This window comes from uncultured Ruegeria sp., from assembly GCF_947497005.1.
In the GTDB taxonomy this organism is placed as follows: domain Bacteria; phylum Pseudomonadota; class Alphaproteobacteria; order Rhodobacterales; family Rhodobacteraceae; genus Ruegeria.
The window spans coordinates 39,691-57,284 of sequence record NZ_CANMFF010000008.1; the positions used below are offsets into that span (position 1 = coordinate 39,691).

The window sequence follows — 17,594 nt, forward strand, 5'->3', positions numbered from 1 at the left end:
TGTCGCACAAAAGAAAACAGCGACCCATCAGGCCGCTGTCCTTCATTTCTATGTATGACCGGATTAATCCAGCGTACGCGTGACCTCTTCGCGCTCGAAGATTTCGATCACGTCGCCTGCGCGAATGTCGTCGTAGTTCTCGAACGCCATACCGCATTCCTGACCCGACTGAACTTCGGCCACTTCGTCCTTGAAGCGTTTCAGCGTCTTCAGCGTGCCTTCGTGGATCACCACGTTGTCGCGCAACAGGCGGACACCGGCGGAACGGCGCGCCACGCCTTCGGTAACCAGACAGCCCGCGACCTTGCCGACGCCGGTAACCTTGAAGACTTCGCGAATCTCGGCGTAACCGATGAACTTCTCGCGGATCTCGGCGCTCAGCAGACCCGATGCGGCGGCTTTCACGTCATCGACCAGATCGTAGATCACCGAATAATATCGGATCTCGACACCTTTCTGGTTCGCGGTGTTCCGCGCCGACGCATTGGCACGCACGTTGAAGCCCAGGATCGGCGCACCGGAGGCTTCGGCCAGGCCAACATCCGTTTCGGTGATCGCACCCACGCCCGAATGCAGCACGCGCACGCGCACCTCATCGTTGCCGATCTTCTCCATCGCCTGAACGATGGCCTCAGCCGAGCCTTGAACGTCTGCTTTCATCAGAATTGGCAGTTCGTTGACGTTCTCGTCTTCCTTGGCCTTCTGCATCAGCTGCTCAAGGGTGGTTGCGGCGCCAGCGGCGGCGCGTTTGTCCTTGGCGGCCTGTTCGCGGTATTCCGCGATCTCACGGGCTTGCGCTTCGGTCTCGGTGACGTTCAGAACGTCGCCAGCCTCGGGCGTGCCGTTCAAACCCAGAACCTCAACCGGTACCGACGGGCCAGCTTCCTTGACGCGCTCACCCTTGTCGTTGATCAGCGCGCGGACTTTACCGTACTGCTCACCCACAACGAAGATATCACCTTGGCGCAGCGTGCCATTCTGAACCAGAACGGTGGCAACAGGGCCGCGACCCACGTCCAGCTGCGCTTCGATCACCGCACCTTGGGCGGCGCGATTCGGGTTGGCTTTCAGCTCCAGAATCTCAGATTGCAGCGCGATGGCTTCCAGCAGTTCGTCCAGACCCTGACCGGTAATGGCAGAGACTTCGACGTCCTGAACCTCACCCGACATTTTCTCAACGATGACTTCATGCTGAAGCAGATCGGTACGAACTTTATCTGGGTTCGCATCGGGTTTGTCGACCTTGTTGATCGCCACGATCATCGGCACTTCGGCCGCCTTGGCATGGTTGATCGCCTCGATCGTCTGCGGCATTACCGCGTCATCGGCGGCAACGACCAGAACCACGATATCCGTGACCTGAGCCCCGCGCGAACGCATCGAGGTAAAGGCCGCGTGGCCCGGTGTGTCCAGGAAAGACAGCGTGGTGCCGCTATCGGTTTTGACCTGATAGGCACCAATGTGCTGGGTGATGCCCCCAGCCTCACCTGCCACCACCCGCGCATCGCGGATCGCATCCAGCAGCGAGGTTTTGCCGTGGTCAACGTGACCCATGATGGTGATGACCGGCGGGCGCGGCTTCAGATCAGAATCGTCGTCTTCGACCTCTTTGATGACGTCCTCGACATCCGAATCAGAGACACGGGTTACCTTGTGGCCAAATTCTTCGATGATCAGCTCAGCCGTGTCAGCATCGATGGTCTGGTTCTGCGTTACCATCATGCCCATGTTCATCAGCGATTTGACAACATCGGCCACGCGCTCAGCCATACGGTTCGCCAACTCGGAGACCGTAATAGCCTCGGGCAACTGAACGTCGCGAATAACCTTTTCCCGCTCGACCGAGCCACCCATGGCTTTCTGGCGAGCACGCTCCTGCTTGCGCTTCATCGCCGCCATCGAACGATGACGATTGCCTTCACCACCGGTAGCCTGACCCAGTGTCAGCTTGCCGGACCGACGGTTGTCATCACGGCCCTTACCACGATTACCGCGTTGCTCACGCTCGCGATCGTTTTTCCGAGGCGTTGCAGCCGGTGCGGGCTTGTTGGCCGGGCTGCGGGGTGCAGCGGCCTTGGGCTCTGCCGGGGCGGCAGGCACAGCAGCGCGTTGGGCAGCAATTTCAGCCTCTTTGCGCTTGCGTTCTTCTTCTTCGGCCTTGGCGCGGGCACGTTCTTCGGCCTCACGCTGTTCGCGCTCCTTGGCTTCCTGTTCCGCGCGGCGGCGGGCACGTTCCTCTTCACGCGCTTTTTCGGCAGCCTCGCGGGCGGCGGCCTCTTCGACCTCGCGCGCTTTGGCGGCTTGCAACGCCTTCATACGGCGCGCCATTTCCGCGTCGGAAATGCCTGCAGGACGACGCGACGGATCACCCGAGGGAGCAGCACCGCCACCTGGCTTGCTGGCGCCCGGCTTGGGAACCACCACGCGCTTGCGTTTGGTCTCCACCACGACATTCTTGGTACGTCCGTGGCTGAAACTCTGTTTCACATTTCCGGGGCGTGCCCCGCCACGAAGACCCAATGTCTTTTTGCCGTCACTATCGCTCATAAAGCTTCTTACCCTTCCGTGCGGCCCTTGCCGCCGTCATCCGTTTCGCGCAAGCCACGCAGGCGCTGCGCTTCCTCTACAACACGTTTGGCGAGTCCGCCAGAGGCCAAGGCCGCATGAATCACCGTTTGGCGACCAAATGCCTGCCCTAATTCGTCTGCCGTCAGCCATCCGATGTATTTTCCAAAGTGCGGCGTGCTGAGTTTGGACTTGCCGCGCCCCGATCCATCAGCTGCCTGAATCAGCACTTGTGCCTCTTCCCGGTCCAGCCACGTCTTGACCTTTTCATACCCGGCGACCGCGTCACCGGACTTGCGCGCCAGGCTGAGCAACTCAATCACACGGCGTGCAATCTGTTTTTCAACCTCTTCGCTCAGGTCCTTTGGCACACTGACTTGAGCCTTGAACCCACGCGCAAACAGTTTCTTGCCAACGGCCTTGTCCAGTGCGACGCGATCCGCCGCCACATAGACCCCGCGTCCCGGCAGTTTCGCTGCGACATCGGGAAAGACCTGACCATTCGGCCCCGTCACAAAACGGATCAACCCATATTTGGGCTGGACCTCGCCCGTGGCGATGCACTTACGCTCTGGTCCGTCGGACCGGTCTTTATGGACGCCACCACGACTCATATGCGTTACCCGAGACCTGAGATCAGGCCTCGACCTCCTCGTCAGCTGCGTCGCCTTCGATGTTTTCTTCCGCCTGCTCCAGCTCAGCCGGGTCAACCCAACCCAGCAGGATGCGTGCGGTCATGACCATGTCCTGCGCCTCTTCCAGCGTGATGCCAAAAGGTTCAAGTACTCCGTCATCCTTGATGCGTTCGCCATCGACCGTTGTCCAGCCACCAGCCAGTTCCCAGTCGGCGCAGGTCGCGAAGTCTTCGAGCGTTTTCACGTCATCCTTGGCCAGCGCCTCTACCATCTGGGGTGTGAGGCCTTCGAATTCAATAAGGCTATCCTCGGCGCCCAGCGCACGGGCAGCATCCAAAGCTGCCTTGGCCTGAGCTTCCAGGAACTCACGCGCACGCGTCTGCAATTCCTGCGCAGTACCTTCGTCGACGCCGTCGATCACCAACAGCTCTTCCAGCTCGACATAGGCAACTTCTTCGAGGTTGGTGAACCCTTCGGACACCAGCAGCTGTGCAAAAAATTCGTCCAGATCCAGGCTTTCCATGAACAGGCTGGTACGGGCTTCGAATTCTTTCTGACGGCGTGCCGATTCTTCGGCTTCGGTCATGATGTCGATGTCCAGATTGGTCAGCTGGCTGGCCAGACGCACGTTCTGACCGCGGCGACCAATTGCCAGCGACAGCTGCTCTTCTGGAACAACAACTTCGATTTTACCGGCTTCTTCGTCCAAAACCACCTTGGAGACCTCAGCAGGCTGCAGCGCGTTCACCAGGAAAGTTGGCTGATCTTCGTTCCAGGGGATGATGTCGATTTTCTCGCCCTGCAGCTCGTTTACAACGGCCTGCACGCGGCTGCCGCGCATACCAACGCAGGCCCCGACGGGATCGATCGATCCGTCATAGGAAATCACAGCGATTTTGGCGCGCGAACCAGGATCACGGGCCACTGCCTTGACCTCGATGATGCCGTCATAGATTTCGGGTACTTCCATCTTGAACAATTCAGCCATGAATTCCGGCGCGGTGCGTGACAGGAATATCTGGTGGCCACGCACTTCGCGGCGGACTTCCTTGATATAGGCACGTACGCGGTCATTCGGGCGGTAGCTTTCGCGACCAATCTTGTCGTTTCGACGCAGAACGGCTTCGGCCCCGCCCAGATCGACGATGACGTTGCCGAACTCTTCGCGTTTCACGGCACCGTTGATGATAGTCCCCGCACGATCCTTGAAATCCTCATACTGACGATCCCGTTCGGCTTCGCGAACCTTCTGAAGGATTACCTGCTTGGCCGATTGTGCCGCGATGCGGCCCATTTCGACCGGGGGGACTTCTTCGACATAGACGTTTCCGACCTCGGGCGCTTCCATGTACTGACGCGCCTGCTCGACGGTCATCTCGGCCTGATAATTCTCCAGTTCTTCATCCTCGACCACGGTGCGGACGCGGGTGAAAGTCGCCTTGCCGGTCTTGCGGTCGATCGACACGCGGATGTCCATCTCGGCGCCGTAACGGCTCTTGGCGGCACGTGCGAGCGATTCCTCCATCGCTTCGACGACCAGACCGGGGTCGATCATCTTTTCGCGGGCCACGGCCTCGGCGGTCTGCAGCAGCTCCAGCTGGTTGGCTGAGGTGATTGCCATCAGTTCGTCTCCTCTTCGGACCCTTCGGTCTCAATCTCGTCGAAAGCGTTTTCGTTCAGGGCACCGGCGTCTTTGCGCTGGCGCAGCATTTCCTTGATCAGGTCGTCGGTCAGGACCAGCTTGGCATCGCTCAGCCAGTCGAACCGCAGACCAATCGTGATCGTTTCATCACCCTCGGGGATGTTGATCAGAACCTCATCCCCTTCGATCCCGGCCAGCTCACCCTTAAAACGGCGGCGACCGTCGATCAGCTCTGCGGTTTCAATCTTGGCTTCGTACCCTTCAAAAGTCTCAAAATCCTTGAGCCGGGTCAGAGGCCGGTCGATACCGGGGCTGGACACCTCAAGCGTATAGGTGTCAAGAATCGGGTCCTCGACATCCAGTGTCGCGCTGACCGCGTTCGAGATTTCTGCGCAACCATCCACTTCAATGCCACCATCTGGCTTGTCCGCCATGATCTGCAGCGTGGTCAGCTTGCCACTCATCAGGCGGATGCGGACGAGCTCGTAGCCCAGATCCTCGATCACTGGTGTGATGATCTCAGCCAGTCGCCGGTCAATGGCAGCTTTTGCAATCAGGTCGTTTGTCATCTGGCACTCTACCCTGTCTGACGGGCACAAAAAAACGGGCGCGCGGCCCGTCAAATTTTCCGGTGGAGCCTTGGACCAGAAGTCCAACGCGCCGCTGTTGAAACTGCATATACGCAGGATGATCCGAGTCTGCAACCCCCGGCGGGATTCGCATTCGGTATTTAAACCATCCACCACCGTTCAGCGATACGGCCATCGTCCAGCGCAGTGTTCCCGGCAATCTGGCGCGGCATCCCAACAGCACCCGTTACGGCAAGGGCCATTTCAACTTCGCAGGGGTGGAAACGGACACCGCGCGTGCCTCGCATCCCGGTCTGATCCGGAAGCGCGGCGACATCGACATAACCGTCCCGCAACGCTTCGGCGCGGACGCCTGCATCGGGAATCACGATAACCTCGACCGTGTCGGCCCATCCGGCCTGACCATCCTTATAATGCCCTTCAACCCGGCGGCCCAGAAAATGTCGCCCGTCCTCAGCACGTTCGACACAATAGCAGCCGGTGCCATTGGCAGCGTGCAATGGCGATACGCTCTGGCCCGAGAGTGTGATGACAAACCGATTGTCAGCCAACAGGAAAGGCAGCCCCGGGTTCGCTTCGGCCAATTCCAGTTGCAGTCGGTTAGGGGCCAGAGCCTCGGCCCGCCCGACTTCGGCCAAAACGGCCATTACATCGGCAATGTGCATGGGTGTCCCATCGTGGAACACAGCATCATCGCGCAGATCAAAGCTCCAGACCCGTGCATCGGCATCGGTTTGCCAGCCTGTTGCAAGCTCACCGCGCAGTGTACCGTCTGGTGCGATCTCGGTCAGGGTGTCGAAAACGGCCCCGCGAGCCACCTGTTCAAGACTGTCATCGCGCGGAACGGCCAGACGCAACGTACCGCCTTTTTTTGGCGTATCGGCAAGGGATGCACCTGTCGCCGCCAGAAGTGCGGCAGCGGCACCAGAGGCAAACAGGGCACGGCGATCGATGCGGGTCATTCCGAGCCCTCCGCCACGCGATCCATGATGCGGATCAGTTCCGCGCTGATACCCGGTTCAGAAAGCGCGTGGCCTGCCTGACGTACCATCTTGAGTTCGGCGTTCGGCCAGCGCTCGGCCAGGGACCAGGCGGCCTGGGGTGGGCAAATCATGTCGTATCGCCCCTGCACAATATGGCCGGGGATATGAGCGATCAGGTCCATCTGATCCAGAATCTGCCCATCCTTCTCCAGGAACGCCTTATTGAAGAAATAGTGATTCTCGAGCCGCGCGAATGTACGCGCGTATTCGCCCGGACTTTCACCAACCGAACCATTGGTGTGGATCGAGGCCAGTGCATTTTCCCAATGCGACCATGCGCGCGCATACAGGGTCTCGGTCGCGCGGTCGCCCGAAAACAGACGTTTGTTGTAGCCGGTGATCGCATCTTTCAACTCTGCCTCGGGCAGCAGAGAGGTGAACTTCTGCCATTGCTCGGGCCAGAACCGCCCGGCACCGCCGCCATAAAACCAATCAAGCTCTGCCTGAGTCGCCAGAAACACACCCCGCAGCACCAACCGGCTGACCCGGTCAGGATGCGACTGCGCATAGATCAGCGCCAGAGTCGCACCCCAGCTGCCGCCAAAGACGATCCAGTCTTCGATCTCGAACAAATTACGCAACCGTTCAATGTCGGCCACCAAATCCCACGTCGTATTCTTTTCAACCGAAGCCGTAGGTCGGGATCGACCGCACCCGCGCTGATCGAACAGAATCACTCTGTACGCTTGCGGGTCGAAGTACCGTCGCATGGCGGGGCTGCAACCACCGCCCGGACCGCCATGCAGGATAAGCACAGGAATACCTTCGGGATTGCCGCATTGTTCCACATAAATACGGTGTCCATCGCTCATATCGACCATGCGCTGATCGAACGGGTCGATCGGCGGGTACAGATATTGAACTGCGCGCTTTTGGTCCGGGTACTTGTCCATTATGGCCCTATATAGTCCTTAAGCGTAAAAGAGCACACGGAGACAGGAATGCAAGCGCATCCGAACACGGTCGACCCGTCCGAGATCGCAAAATTCGAAGCGATGGCCGCGGAATGGTGGGATCCTCACGGGAAATTCAAACCTTTGCACATGCTTAATCCGTGCCGTCTGGATTATATCACGCAGCAGATCGCCGGAGAATTCGATCGCGACTTAAAGTCGCCGAAACCGTTTCAAGGCCTGCGCCTGTTGGATATCGGCTGCGGCGGCGGCTTGTTGAGCGAACCGATGGCCCGCCTGGGCGCCGAGGTTGTAGGTGCGGATGCCGCCGAGGGGAATCTGCCCGTTGCCCGCATTCATGCTGAACAATCCAGAATCGAAATCGACTATCGTCACACCACAGCTGAAGACATGGCGGTGGCAGGCGAGCAATTCGACGTGGTTCTCAACATGGAAGTAGTTGAACACGTGGCCGACCCCTCGGGCTTCCTGACTGCATCGCAACACTTGCTGAAACCGGGCGGGTTGCTGATCTGCTCGACCATTAACCGCAACCCCAAATCTTATGCGATGGCCATCTTCGGGGCCGAAGTGGTCATGCGCTGGCTGCCACGTGGTACGCATGAGTGGAACAAGTTCATCACCCCCGATGAGTTGTTTGAACTGCTGCGTCAGGCCAGTCTGGAACCCGTGGACCGCAAGGGGTTCGTTTTCAACCCGATCCTGTGGAACTGGTCGATCTCGGACCGGGATTTGAGCGTGAATTATGTGACGGCGAGTGTGAAGCCGGGGTGAGGTAAGAAGAGTTTTTGCGGCGATCCATAGGAAGTTGTGCTTGTGTTGATTGTTTCAAAAACCGATCCTACGCTGATCAATGCAAAGCGGTGAATTCAAAAAGGGAAAGCCCGGTTTTCAGGGAACAAAGCTTGGGCGCTTGAGGATAGATTTTTTGTGGTTCGATTTGCAAACTACGAACTGCGACGAGCAATGCTTTTTAGTGTAGCAATTTCTGTTATTACCTTATTCAATACAACATCAGCTGGAGCGCAAGTATCCGAAAAAACGAAAGGTTTATTTGGGCATAAGTATGAAGGGGTTCCTCTCGCTGGTTATTTAGGTGATCCGAAAGTTTCCGAGATGGCCTTGGAGATTTTAGTTCGGTACTTGGCTTCGAATTCGGACAAAGATGGCACAAAAAGGGCAAGTCTTCTGTCCACCTTTATCCATCATGAGATAGTTTCTAATGGTAGGTTTGTGAATCCAAGTGGAGTGGATCTGCCGGAGGCGACGATAGAACTATTGGCGCCGCACAAATTCTTGGACGAGGAGTGCAACGTCCTGAGAATGTATTCTGAGACCAAGGAAGAAGCAGGTGAGTATCTCGTATTTCTGGTTTACGGTGGCGAAACCGAGGATGTGAAGGATATAGAATCCTGTCTTCTTCTTGCGGCGGCAGTTGCAGCCGGAGTTTATTCGGACGATTTTCCAGATGCGCAGAATAGCGATAAGAGGCTGTTCCTAGATGCAGCGATCTTGGGAAACTGACAAAACTGCAGACAGGAGTTCAGATGCATATTTAGCGGCGAATATCGCAACGCTCTCCACGCCAACTAAACTAAGGTGCTAAGCCCCTACTCTCCCTCCAACTGCAACCGCAAATCCCGCAGCACGGGCAAGGTACTGCGCACCCGCTCCAGCCCCAGCTCTCCGACCACGCGGTTGATCAGCGGGGCAATCGACGAAATCGCCTGATCCCGCGCGCGGCGGCCGGCGGGGCTGATCGCGACCATCTTGCGTCGGGCGTCGTCCCAATCGGGACGGATGTGAATGTATCCGGCCCATTCCAACTTGGCCAAAGTGTTGGTCATCGCGCCTCGGGTCACATGGAACGTGTTGGCCAATTGCGCCGGGCTGCGCTCATCGCCCACGAACACCAGATGGTTCAGCACCGAGAAATGCGAGATTTCCATGCCCTTGGGCAGCACCCGGCTCAGCCGGTTCCGCAATAGCTGGTCTGCGGTCAGGATTTCGCTGAACAGCGTGACCGCCAGGGCATTTTTCTCGTCAGTCATGGTCCGGTTCTGGATCAGGGCCCGTCGAAACGACAGATATGTGTCAACGAGGGTACGCGACTGCGCGCCTCTGTCACAGAACTATCATCCAAATCGAAAATGTGAATGCCTGGATCGGTACCTGCGTCGATCAGCACCTCTCCCCACGGGGTGATAACCATGCTGTGGCCATGGGTATATCGCGTCTTTCCACGTGCTTTGGGGTGTTCCCCGGTCTGCGCAGGGGCCAATACCCAACACCCGGTCTCAATCGCCCGAGCCCGCAACAGCGATTCCCAATGCGCAGCACCCGTGACTGGTGAAAACGCCGCCGGAACAGTCAGAATTCGCGCACCCGACTGCGCCAAAGCGGCGTGCAGGTACGGGAAACGGATGTCATAACAGATGGTCAGCCCAACCTTGCCAAACTCCGTTTCAGCAATGACAGCTTTCTCGCCCGGGCGGTAATTCTTGGATTCGCGGAACGTTTCCGTTTCGGTAACCTGCACGTCGAACATGTGGATCTTGTCATAACGCGCCACGATCTGACCCTGCGGATCTATCATGAAACACCGATTGGCAAAGCGCCCATCAGGGTCGTGGGTCTTGATGCCCAAAGACCCAATCAGCAGCCACACGTCCAGCGCAGCGGCCTGTTCACGCAGGCCGGTCAAAGTAGCATCGTCTTCTTCGTGCTGCAAAACCTCGCGTTGTCGCGACGTGCTGTTGGAAACGCAATTCGTCACTTCCGGCGTCAAGATAAAGCGTGCGCCTTGTTCGGCCGCTTCGGCCATCATGGCGCGCACCATATCCAGGTTTTTAGTCGGATCGTCCGACGAGGTGATCTGCAGCAGCGCGGTCTTCATCAGGCCGCGAGAAGGCGGTCAAGTTTACCCTGCCGTTCCAGCTCATAAAGTTCGTCACAACCGCCAACATGCTGAGTGCCGATGAAAATCTGAGGCACGGTGCGTTTGCCACCTGCGCGCTGGATCATCTCGGGCTTGCGCTTGGGATGCATCAGAACGTCAACTTCCTTGAACTCAACGCCTTTCTGCTTCAGCAGGCGTTTGGCCGCGTGGCAAAAGCCGCAGAGCGGCGAGGTATAGATTTCTACGGGCTTCATTTTCCGTTCCCTTTGGATTTCGTGCAATTCTGGGCGAATTAGGCATCCTTGGCAACGCGCGCCAGTGCCAACACGAAAATATGATTTGCCCCTGCGGCCTGACATGCACGCGTACAGGCCGCCAGTGTTGCGCCGGATGTCATTACGTCATCCACCAACAAGATGTTCCGGCCCTGCAAATATTGGCCGCGCCGGGGATGAATGCAAATTGCGCCTTCCAGCACTTTACGCCTCTCTTGTGCTGTTTTCCCGTCCAACACCGGGGTTCGTCGTTTTCGAAACAACAGATCCGGCACGCACTGTAATCCGGTTTCCCGCCCCAGATCTTGAGCCAACAGAGCCGACTGGTTGTAGCGCCGTTTAAGCAGGCGCGACCAATGCAGCGGCACCGGAGCAATCACCATTCCGGGTCGCAAAAGCTCGTGCCCGGTCTGAGCCATCCACCGCGCTGCGGGACGGGACAGTTCGGGCCGGTCGCCATGTTTCAATGCCAGGATCAGCGATCGCGCCTTCCCGTCATACAGCAGCGCGGCGCGGCCCGCCTGCCAGGGTGGCGGGGCTTTCAGGCAATCATCACACTCAATCCGAAACCTGTCGATGGCACCGATCACCGGCACGCCGCAGCTTTCGCATACCGTGCCGCCGATGAAAGGCGTTTCACGCCAACAGGCCCCGCACAGGCCGAAATCGGATTCGGTCAACTCTCCGCAACCCAAGCAGCGCGGCGGATAGATCAACGCAAGAGCGGTTTGAATCCACTGCGCGATACGATACTTGCGACCTATGAAACTGCCCGAGTCCACCGCACCCTCACTGTTCGACCGCAAGGCCGTTCTACTTCACCGCGCCCGCGCGCAGGATGACGCTTTGTTCCTGCACCGCACTGCCCTGGACGAAGTTCAGGATCGGCTCTCCATGGTTAACAAAGCCTTTACGGCGCCTGCGGTTGTGACGCCTTTCCCACAGCTCTGGACGGATTCTTTTTCCAACGCCGCGATCATTGCAGATGACGATGTGCTCGCGCTGCAACCCGGCACGCATGATCTGGTGATTCACGCGATGGCGCTGCATTGCGCCAATGATCCGGTGGGACAGCTGATCCAGTGCCGCAGAGCTTTGAAACCAGACGGGCTGTTGCTGGTGGTGAGCCTGGGCGGTGAGACCTTGCATGAATTGCGCGCAGCATTGGGCCAGGCCGAAATCGAGGTCGCCGGTGGTCTCAGCCCCCGTATCGCGCCTATGGCCGAGCTGCGCGATTTGGGTGGTCTGTTACAACGGGCCGGTCTGGCCTTGCCCGTGGCCGATGCCGTTCCGCTGACGGCAGAATACCGAGACATATGGCACCTGATGCGCGATCTGCGGGACATGGGCGAGACCAATGCCTTGTCTGCTCGGGTCAAACACCCGACCAAACGCACTGTGTTTGAAGCCGCCCAGCGGATCTATGCGGATCATTTCACTGCAGATTCCAGTCGCCTGGCTGCTACGTTCGAATTGATCTGTCTGACCGGGTGGTCCCCGGACGATAGCCAGCCCAAGCCGCTGCGCCCAGGATCGGCGCAAATGCGGTTGGCGGATGCTTTGCACACGAAAGAGGGCAAACTGCCCGATTGACGCGCGATCAAATCCCCTTATTTCAGGCCGGAACACTAGAAATTCAGGAAGCCTCAAATGCTCGATGCCACTCGTCCCGCACACGCTCCTACGGATCATCCTAAGGTCAGGGTGGGTCGTGTTGGCATTCTGCTCGCCAATCTGGGCACCCCGGATGATTACTCATACTGGCCGATGCGCCGCTATCTGAACGAGTTTTTGTCAGATCAGCGCGTCATCGACTATCCGAAATGGAAATGGCAGCCGATTCTGCAGGGAATCATCCTGAGCAAGCGGCCCTTCAGTTCCGGCGAGGCCTACAAATCGATCTGGAATCATGAAAAAGACGAAAGCCCGCTGATGACAATCACCAAGGACCAGACCGCTAGGCTGAGCGAGGCAATGCAGGCGCGTTACGGCGATCAGGTGATGGTCGATTTCTGTATGCGCTATGGCAATCCTTCGACCAAATCCAAAGTGCGCGAAATGGTGGCGGCAGGTTGTGAGCGCATTCTGTTCTTCCCACTTTACCCACAATATGCAGGCGCGACGACGGCCACAGCTAACGACCAGTTCTTCCGCGCATTGATGGAGGAAGCGTGGCAGCCCGCAGCCCGCACAGTTCCCGCCTATTTCGACGAACCCGCCTATATAGACGCGTTGGCCCAGTCAGTTGAGCGTGCTTATGCGGCGATGGAGACCAAACCGGACATACTGGTGTGTTCCTACCACGGGATGCCCGAGCGGTATTTGCAGCAGGGTGATCCGTACCATTGTCAGTGCGCCAAAACGACCCGGCTACTGAAAGAACGGCTGGGCTGGTCGGATGATCAACTGGTGTCGACTTTCCAGTCGCGATTCGGCCCTGAAGAATGGCTAAAGCCCTACACGGTGGAACACGTGGCAAATCTGGCGAAGCAGGGAAAAAAGACCGTCGCCGTCATTGCGCCGGCTTTCTCGGCCGACTGCATCGAAACGCTGGAAGAGATCAACGAAGAGATCAAGGAAAGCTTCGAAGGGGCAGGTGGTGAATCCTTCACCTACATCCCTTGCCTCAACGACGACCCGGTTCATATTGCCGCCTTGGGGAAGGTTATCGAGGATAATTTGCGTGGCTGGCTGGACTGATCCGCACAACCTTATTCAAAGTAAAAAAGGCGGTGGATTGCTCCACCGCCTTTTTCATGAAATCCGTGTCGAATTAGCTTGCAGCAACAGCAGCAGCAACAACGACCAGCAGGATCAGCGGCAGCAGGATACCCTGCGACGAACCCTGTGTTTCTTCAACAACAACCGGTGCTTCAACAATCGGCTCTTCCAGGTTGCCCGCATATGCGGTCGAAGCAGCAGCGGTCAGAGCTGCGGCGAGAACGAGTTTTTTCATATTAACCTCCAGAATCTGCACGATTCCAATGCCCGGAACCGCACATCTAAGACTTACCTCGTGGTTTTTTCTAATCAGCAATGGCCCGGGAATGCAATTGCAACTTGGTAACTAAGCGGGTTCTCACACAAAAATGTCGTCAAATTAGCAACACTTGCGTGCCGACCTTCGCCATCGAGAACAACTCGGAGATGTCTTCGTTAAACAGGCCGATGCAGCCATTGGACGACCGGCGCCCGATTTTGCGTGTATCGTGGGTTCCATGAATGCGGTAATATTTCCAGCTCAGGTATAAAGCATGTGTTCCCAACGGGTTATCCGGGCCTGGAGGAATATAGTCAGGCCATTCCGGATTTCGCTTTTTCATTGACGGTGTCGGAGACCAGCTGGGGCCTTCGACCTTGCGGATCACGCTGGTACGCCCGCGGCGGGTCAGTTCCTCGGTCAGCGGAACCGATGACGGGTAGAGTTTGTATATTGTTTGATCATCTGACCAGTAATGCAGCGCGCGCGATACGGTATCGACCAGAATCGCGCCGTTATTTGTATTCGAGAAGTATGGCTGCCAATCCAGCGCCCGGAACCCTGATACGTTCCGGCGCACGGATGGCTCGGCCTCGGGCGCAGGGCGCAATGGGTCCCCGGGAATGTATTGTGCCAGCGCAGGTGTCGCCAGTGTGGCAGAGGCCGCCGCCAGAAATCCCCTTCGGGTGGACAAGTGAATTCGCTTTTCGACCATGACAACGGGTCCTGTGTTTTGGATAAAGTCTGAAATTTGTGACATTCTATTGCCAGAATGCTTCAGTCGCAAATCAAACCGGCAGATTCACGCAAGTTCCGGCTATTGCGCGTTTGCTCAGAGCTGTCAGGCGCGCTATGCCGTGTGTTGACACAATAATCAGGTCGATCATGACGCGTATCGTTTCTTTACTCTTGATTTGCTTTGTCGCGCTTGCGGCATGTACGGACACTGGCCCCACAACATTTGGTGCCGATGGTCGCCCATTGCCAACAGTTTATAAAATCCGCGGCAACCCGGAAAAACTGCAGTTCCGCATGCTTGATTCGGTCAATGCCCTGCGGCAGGCGCAAGGCTTGCAGGCTGTGCAGCTAAACGCGCAGCTGAACGCTGCAGCAGCGACTCACTCAAAGGATATGGCCCGACAGAACCGACCCTGGCACTTTGGATCAGACGGTTCGTCCCCGATCGATCGTGCTGCACGGGTTGGCTATTTCGGCACATTCCTGGGGGAAGCCATTTCCGAGACCTACGAAACCGAAACCGAAACCCTCGCCGCGTGGATGCAGGAACCCGGGCCGCGAAACGTCATTATGGACGCCAAGGCAACTCAAATGGGATTCGCCTGGCATCAGGAAGGTGGCGGAAAAATCTGGTGGACGCTGGAAATGGGCACCGGAGGCTGATCCGTAGACAGAAAAGAAAAAAGGCCCCCGAAAATCGGGGGCCTTTTTTCTGTACAGTTTATGCAGCTTGCATGGATTGAGCTTCGGTCAGGATCGCATAGAGCTTGACCGGATCGGGGTTCGCCCGAAGTTTTGTACACACCGACGTATCCCGCAATGTGCGGGACACAAGGGCCAGTGCCTTAAGGTGATCAACCCCAGCCTCTTCCGGTGCAAACAACGCAAAGGCAATGTCCACAGGCTGACGATCAACCGATCCGAAATCGATAGGTTTTTCCAGCATGACGAACACCCCCGAGACCGAAACAAGCTCGGGCATTCGTGCGTGCGGCAGCGCTACGCCATGCCCGACACCGGTTGGACCCAGGCTTTCCCGTTCCAGCAGGCTGTCAACAACTGCCTGAGGGTCAAGACCCAGAGTTGCAGCGGCCACATCGCCGATTTCCTGAAACAGCCGCTTCTTGCTGGAAGCGGCGGACAATACACGTACTGCTTCGGGCTTCAGTATGCTCGAAAGCTCCATGATCACGCTCCATGGCACGGCACCCGCCTCGGCGGGTGCGGCCCCGTATCCTTGCCTGTTAAGGATCAATCCAGCCGATGTTACCGTCTTCGCGACGATACACGACATTCAATCCATCCTTGTTCTCATTTCTGAACACCAGCACCGGGGCGCCGGCAAGTTCCATTTGCATTACGGCTTCACCTACACTCAAAGATGGAATTTTTGTTTCCATCTCAGCCACAATCATAGGCTGCAGCGATTCGGGTTCATCAGCCGCGTCCGATTCGTCAGAGGCGAGGATATAAGAGGACGCCCCGAAGAGTTCAACCGGCTCGGACCGATCCTTATGGTGGTCCTTCAGACGACGCTTATAGCGACGCAGTTGTGTTTCCATTTTGTCGCAGCATGCCTCAAACGCCGCATAAATTTCGGTTGCATGCGCCTTGGCCTGGGCGGTCAGCCCGGTGGACAGGTGCACCGTTGTTTCGCATACATATTCATGCGCTGAACGGGAAAAGACGACGTTGGCGTCGGTAGGCCGCTGGGCATATTTGCCTACAACCTCGCCCAGCTCGGTCTGCACGTGTGTTTGCAGCGCCGCGCCGATGTCGATCTGTTTTCCGCTGATTTGGTAACGCATGTGATCTCCTTCACAATTCACACCCATTCTGACGTCACGGAACGCGACGAACTTGTTTTTATCGGGTGGGGGGTCGGGACAGTTTCCGCGGTTGCCTTGATACCAGCCCTTCAACGAAGGGACATCGATCTCCAGACTGAAACCGGGTAAATGCCATAGTCCAATTGAGGCAAGAGACGACGGAAGAGTCAATCAAAACAGGTGTGTATATACGCGATTTCCGTCATGCATCCGGCGCAGATCAGCACAAGCCTATGAAATACGGAAGTTTTCGCCAAGATAGACGCGGCGCACATTCTCGTTCTCGACAACTTCATCAGGTGTGCCGGACATCAGAACCTGCCCGTCATGCAGAATGTAGGCACGGTCGACAATTTCCAGCGTTTCCCGGACGTTATGGTCGGTAATAAGAACCCCGATCCCACGTTTTTTCAGATCAGCAACCAGATGCCGGATATCACCGACACTGATCGGATCAACGCCCGCAAACGGTTCATCCAGCAGCAAGTATTTCGGGTCTGCGGCCAAACACCGCGCAATCTCGACCCGGCGACGTTCACCGCCAGAAAGGGCAAGGGCGGGCGCGCGGCGCAGATGTTCGATCGAGAAATCCGACAACAGCTCTTCCAGCCGCTCTTTCCGCCTGTGGGCATGAGATACAGTGATATCCAATACTGCGGCGATATTGTCCTCGACGCTCATGCCGCGAAAGATCGACATCTCTTGCGGCAAATAACCAATGCCCATTCGCGCACGGCGATACATCGGCAGAGTCGTTACGTTCTGGCCGTCAATCGTGACTTTACCCGCTTCTGGGAAAACAAGCCCGGCCACGGAATAAAATGTCGTGGTCTTTCCTGATCCGTTTGGTCCCAACAGGGCTACAACTTCGGACCGGTCCAATGTCATCGTGACATCCCGGATTACCGTTTTTTTCCGGTAGGACTTTCGCAGCTTCTCGATACGCAGCCCAGAGCTGCCTTCGGCCACTGACAGGTTAGGACGCGCCATCAATTGTTTCCCTGCTGCAGGATTGTTTTGACCCGTCCGGTCATGGTTGCGGTGCCCGTTGTCAGATTGGCATTCATCTGGTCACCGCTGATGATGCTGGGGCCTTGCGTCAGCAGGACATTGCCTTTCATGACGATCACACCGGAATCGATCGTGTATTCCGCCCAGTCGCCTTCTGCCGCGTCCGGTGGGCTGACCAGAACCACATTTTCGGTGGCTTCCATCCGCTCGATGGCCGAGCGTTTCTCGTTGTAGATCACCAGAACCCGCTCGGCAGTCAGCCGCATTTCACCCTGTATTACGATGACATTTCCGAGGAATTCGGCAGAGCCATCCTCTTGGTTGACGTTCAGCGTTTCGGATGTCACCTCGACCGGAAGGCTCGGATCGGCATTCGCAGATCCGAAAGCCACCTGCGCCTCCTGCGCAGTCGCGGTTACGGCACCTGCGATCAGAGCGAGGCACAAAGGAACAAATCGAAAATTGAACACAGG

At 57.3% G+C, this 17,594-nt stretch carries 21 protein-coding genes; 5 read left to right on the forward strand and 16 right to left on the reverse strand.

All coding sequences use genetic code 11. The features are described from left to right. Positions 1–63: 63 nt before the first annotated feature. From infB to pip, 6 genes are all read right to left on the reverse strand, one after another. Positions 64–2,547 carry a translation initiation factor IF-2 gene (gene infB, locus Q0816_RS12640; RefSeq protein WP_298850999.1) on the reverse strand — a complete coding sequence of 828 codons (2,484 nt, stop codon included), beginning with the start codon at positions 2,545–2,547 and terminating at the stop codon, positions 64–66. 8 nt (positions 2,548–2,555) lie between these two features. Beyond that, positions 2,556–3,179 (reverse strand): RNA-binding protein, encoded by a 624-nt coding sequence (locus Q0816_RS12645; protein WP_298851001.1) that lies wholly within the window; start codon positions 3,177–3,179, stop codon positions 2,556–2,558. Between the two features lie 22 nt (positions 3,180–3,201). Beyond that, positions 3,202–4,821, reverse strand: a complete 1,620-nt coding sequence (nusA, locus tag Q0816_RS12650) for a transcription termination factor NusA (RefSeq protein ID WP_298851003.1) — start codon at positions 4,819–4,821, stop codon at positions 3,202–3,204. Beyond that, on the reverse strand, positions 4,821–5,411 hold the full coding sequence (gene rimP / locus Q0816_RS12655; RefSeq protein WP_298851005.1) for a ribosome maturation factor RimP: 591 nt from the start codon (positions 5,409–5,411) through the stop codon (positions 4,821–4,823). The genes nusA and rimP overlap by 1 nt, the downstream gene beginning before the upstream one ends. A 161-nt stretch (positions 5,412–5,572) precedes the next feature. Beyond that, entirely contained in the window at positions 5,573–6,394 is an 822-nt protein-coding gene (locus Q0816_RS12660; protein WP_298851008.1) for an ABC transporter substrate-binding protein, read from the reverse strand. Then, positions 6,391–7,368, reverse strand: coding sequence for a prolyl aminopeptidase (pip, locus tag Q0816_RS12665; RefSeq protein WP_298851009.1), 978 nt, complete (start codon positions 7,366–7,368; stop codon positions 6,391–6,393). The genes Q0816_RS12660 and pip overlap by 4 nt, the downstream gene beginning before the upstream one ends. Positions 7,369–7,416: 48 nt before the next feature. Here pip and ubiG point away from each other — a divergent pair, with 48 nt between their 5' ends. Both ubiG and Q0816_RS12675 read left to right on the forward strand, forming a co-directional pair. After that, a complete protein-coding gene (gene ubiG, locus Q0816_RS12670; RefSeq protein WP_298851010.1) occupies positions 7,417–8,163 on the forward strand; it encodes a bifunctional 2-polyprenyl-6-hydroxyphenol methylase/3-demethylubiquinol 3-O-methyltransferase UbiG in 747 nt (248 codons plus the stop codon). Positions 8,164–8,319: 156 nt separating this feature from the next. Continuing rightward, the gene (locus Q0816_RS12675) at positions 8,320–8,913 is read left to right on the forward strand and encodes a hypothetical protein (RefSeq protein ID WP_298851011.1); all 594 of its coding nucleotides are present in this window, start codon (positions 8,320–8,322) and stop codon (positions 8,911–8,913) included. 86 nt (positions 8,914–8,999) lie between these two features. On the opposite strand, the gene Q0816_RS12680 is transcribed toward Q0816_RS12675, so the two are convergent. The 4 genes from Q0816_RS12680 to Q0816_RS12695 are packed head-to-tail and all read right to left on the reverse strand — an operon-like array spanning position 9,000 to position 11,309. Next, positions 9,000–9,440, reverse strand: a complete 441-nt coding sequence (locus tag Q0816_RS12680; RefSeq protein WP_010442526.1) for a MarR family transcriptional regulator — start codon at positions 9,438–9,440, stop codon at positions 9,000–9,002. A gap of 14 nt (positions 9,441–9,454) precedes the next feature. Continuing rightward, positions 9,455–10,285 (reverse strand): carbon-nitrogen hydrolase family protein, encoded by an 831-nt coding sequence (locus Q0816_RS12685; protein ID WP_298851016.1) that lies wholly within the window; start codon positions 10,283–10,285, stop codon positions 9,455–9,457. Continuing rightward, positions 10,285–10,542 carry a glutaredoxin 3 gene (grxC, locus tag Q0816_RS12690; RefSeq protein WP_298851018.1) on the reverse strand — a complete coding sequence of 86 codons (258 nt, stop codon included), beginning with the start codon at positions 10,540–10,542 and terminating at the stop codon, positions 10,285–10,287. Before grxC ends, Q0816_RS12685 begins: the two co-directional genes overlap by 1 nt. A 38-nt stretch (positions 10,543–10,580) precedes the next feature. After that, positions 10,581–11,309, reverse strand: coding sequence for a ComF family protein (locus Q0816_RS12695; protein ID WP_298851472.1), 729 nt, complete (start codon positions 11,307–11,309; stop codon positions 10,581–10,583). A 16-nt stretch (positions 11,310–11,325) separates the two neighbouring features. On the opposite strand from Q0816_RS12695, the gene Q0816_RS12700 reads away from it, so the two are divergent. Both Q0816_RS12700 and hemH read left to right on the forward strand, forming a co-directional pair. Continuing rightward, on the forward strand, positions 11,326–12,156 hold the full coding sequence (locus Q0816_RS12700; protein ID WP_298851020.1) for a methyltransferase domain-containing protein: 831 nt from the start codon (positions 11,326–11,328) through the stop codon (positions 12,154–12,156). 57 nt (positions 12,157–12,213) lie between these two features. Further along, positions 12,214–13,263 (forward strand): ferrochelatase, encoded by a 1,050-nt coding sequence (gene hemH / locus Q0816_RS12705; RefSeq protein WP_298851022.1) that lies wholly within the window; start codon positions 12,214–12,216, stop codon positions 13,261–13,263. A gap of 73 nt (positions 13,264–13,336) precedes the next feature. Here the strand turns inward: hemH and Q0816_RS12710 are convergent, their stop codons facing one another. Further along, the gene (locus Q0816_RS12710) at positions 13,337–13,519 is read right to left on the reverse strand and encodes a hypothetical protein (protein WP_085823694.1); all 183 of its coding nucleotides are present in this window, start codon (positions 13,517–13,519) and stop codon (positions 13,337–13,339) included. 139 nt (positions 13,520–13,658) lie between these two features. Further along, complete coding sequence (locus Q0816_RS12715) at positions 13,659–14,258, reverse strand: L,D-transpeptidase (RefSeq protein WP_298851029.1); 600 nt, start codon at positions 14,256–14,258, stop codon at positions 13,659–13,661. A 170-nt stretch (positions 14,259–14,428) separates the two neighbouring features. On the opposite strand from Q0816_RS12715, the gene Q0816_RS12720 reads away from it, so the two are divergent. Continuing rightward, positions 14,429–14,944 carry a CAP domain-containing protein gene (locus Q0816_RS12720; protein ID WP_298851031.1) on the forward strand — a complete coding sequence of 172 codons (516 nt, stop codon included), beginning with the start codon at positions 14,429–14,431 and terminating at the stop codon, positions 14,942–14,944. Between the two features lie 58 nt (positions 14,945–15,002). Here the strand turns inward: Q0816_RS12720 and Q0816_RS12725 are convergent, their stop codons facing one another. From Q0816_RS12725 to Q0816_RS12740, 4 genes are all read right to left on the reverse strand, one after another. Further along, positions 15,003–15,467, reverse strand: a complete 465-nt coding sequence (locus Q0816_RS12725; RefSeq protein ID WP_298851474.1) for a PTS sugar transporter subunit IIA — start codon at positions 15,465–15,467, stop codon at positions 15,003–15,005. A 58-nt stretch (positions 15,468–15,525) separates the two neighbouring features. Then, positions 15,526–16,089: a ribosome-associated translation inhibitor RaiA gene (gene raiA / locus Q0816_RS12730; RefSeq protein WP_152459767.1), complete on the reverse strand. Its 564-nt coding sequence runs from the start codon at positions 16,087–16,089 to the stop codon at positions 15,526–15,528. A 252-nt stretch (positions 16,090–16,341) separates the two neighbouring features. Further along, entirely contained in the window at positions 16,342–17,100 is a 759-nt protein-coding gene (gene lptB / locus Q0816_RS12735) for an LPS export ABC transporter ATP-binding protein (protein ID WP_298851037.1), read from the reverse strand. Next, a complete protein-coding gene (locus Q0816_RS12740) occupies positions 17,100–17,591 on the reverse strand; it encodes an LptA/OstA family protein (protein WP_298851039.1) in 492 nt (163 codons plus the stop codon). The genes lptB and Q0816_RS12740 overlap by 1 nt, the downstream gene beginning before the upstream one ends. Positions 17,592–17,594 lie beyond the last annotated feature (3 nt).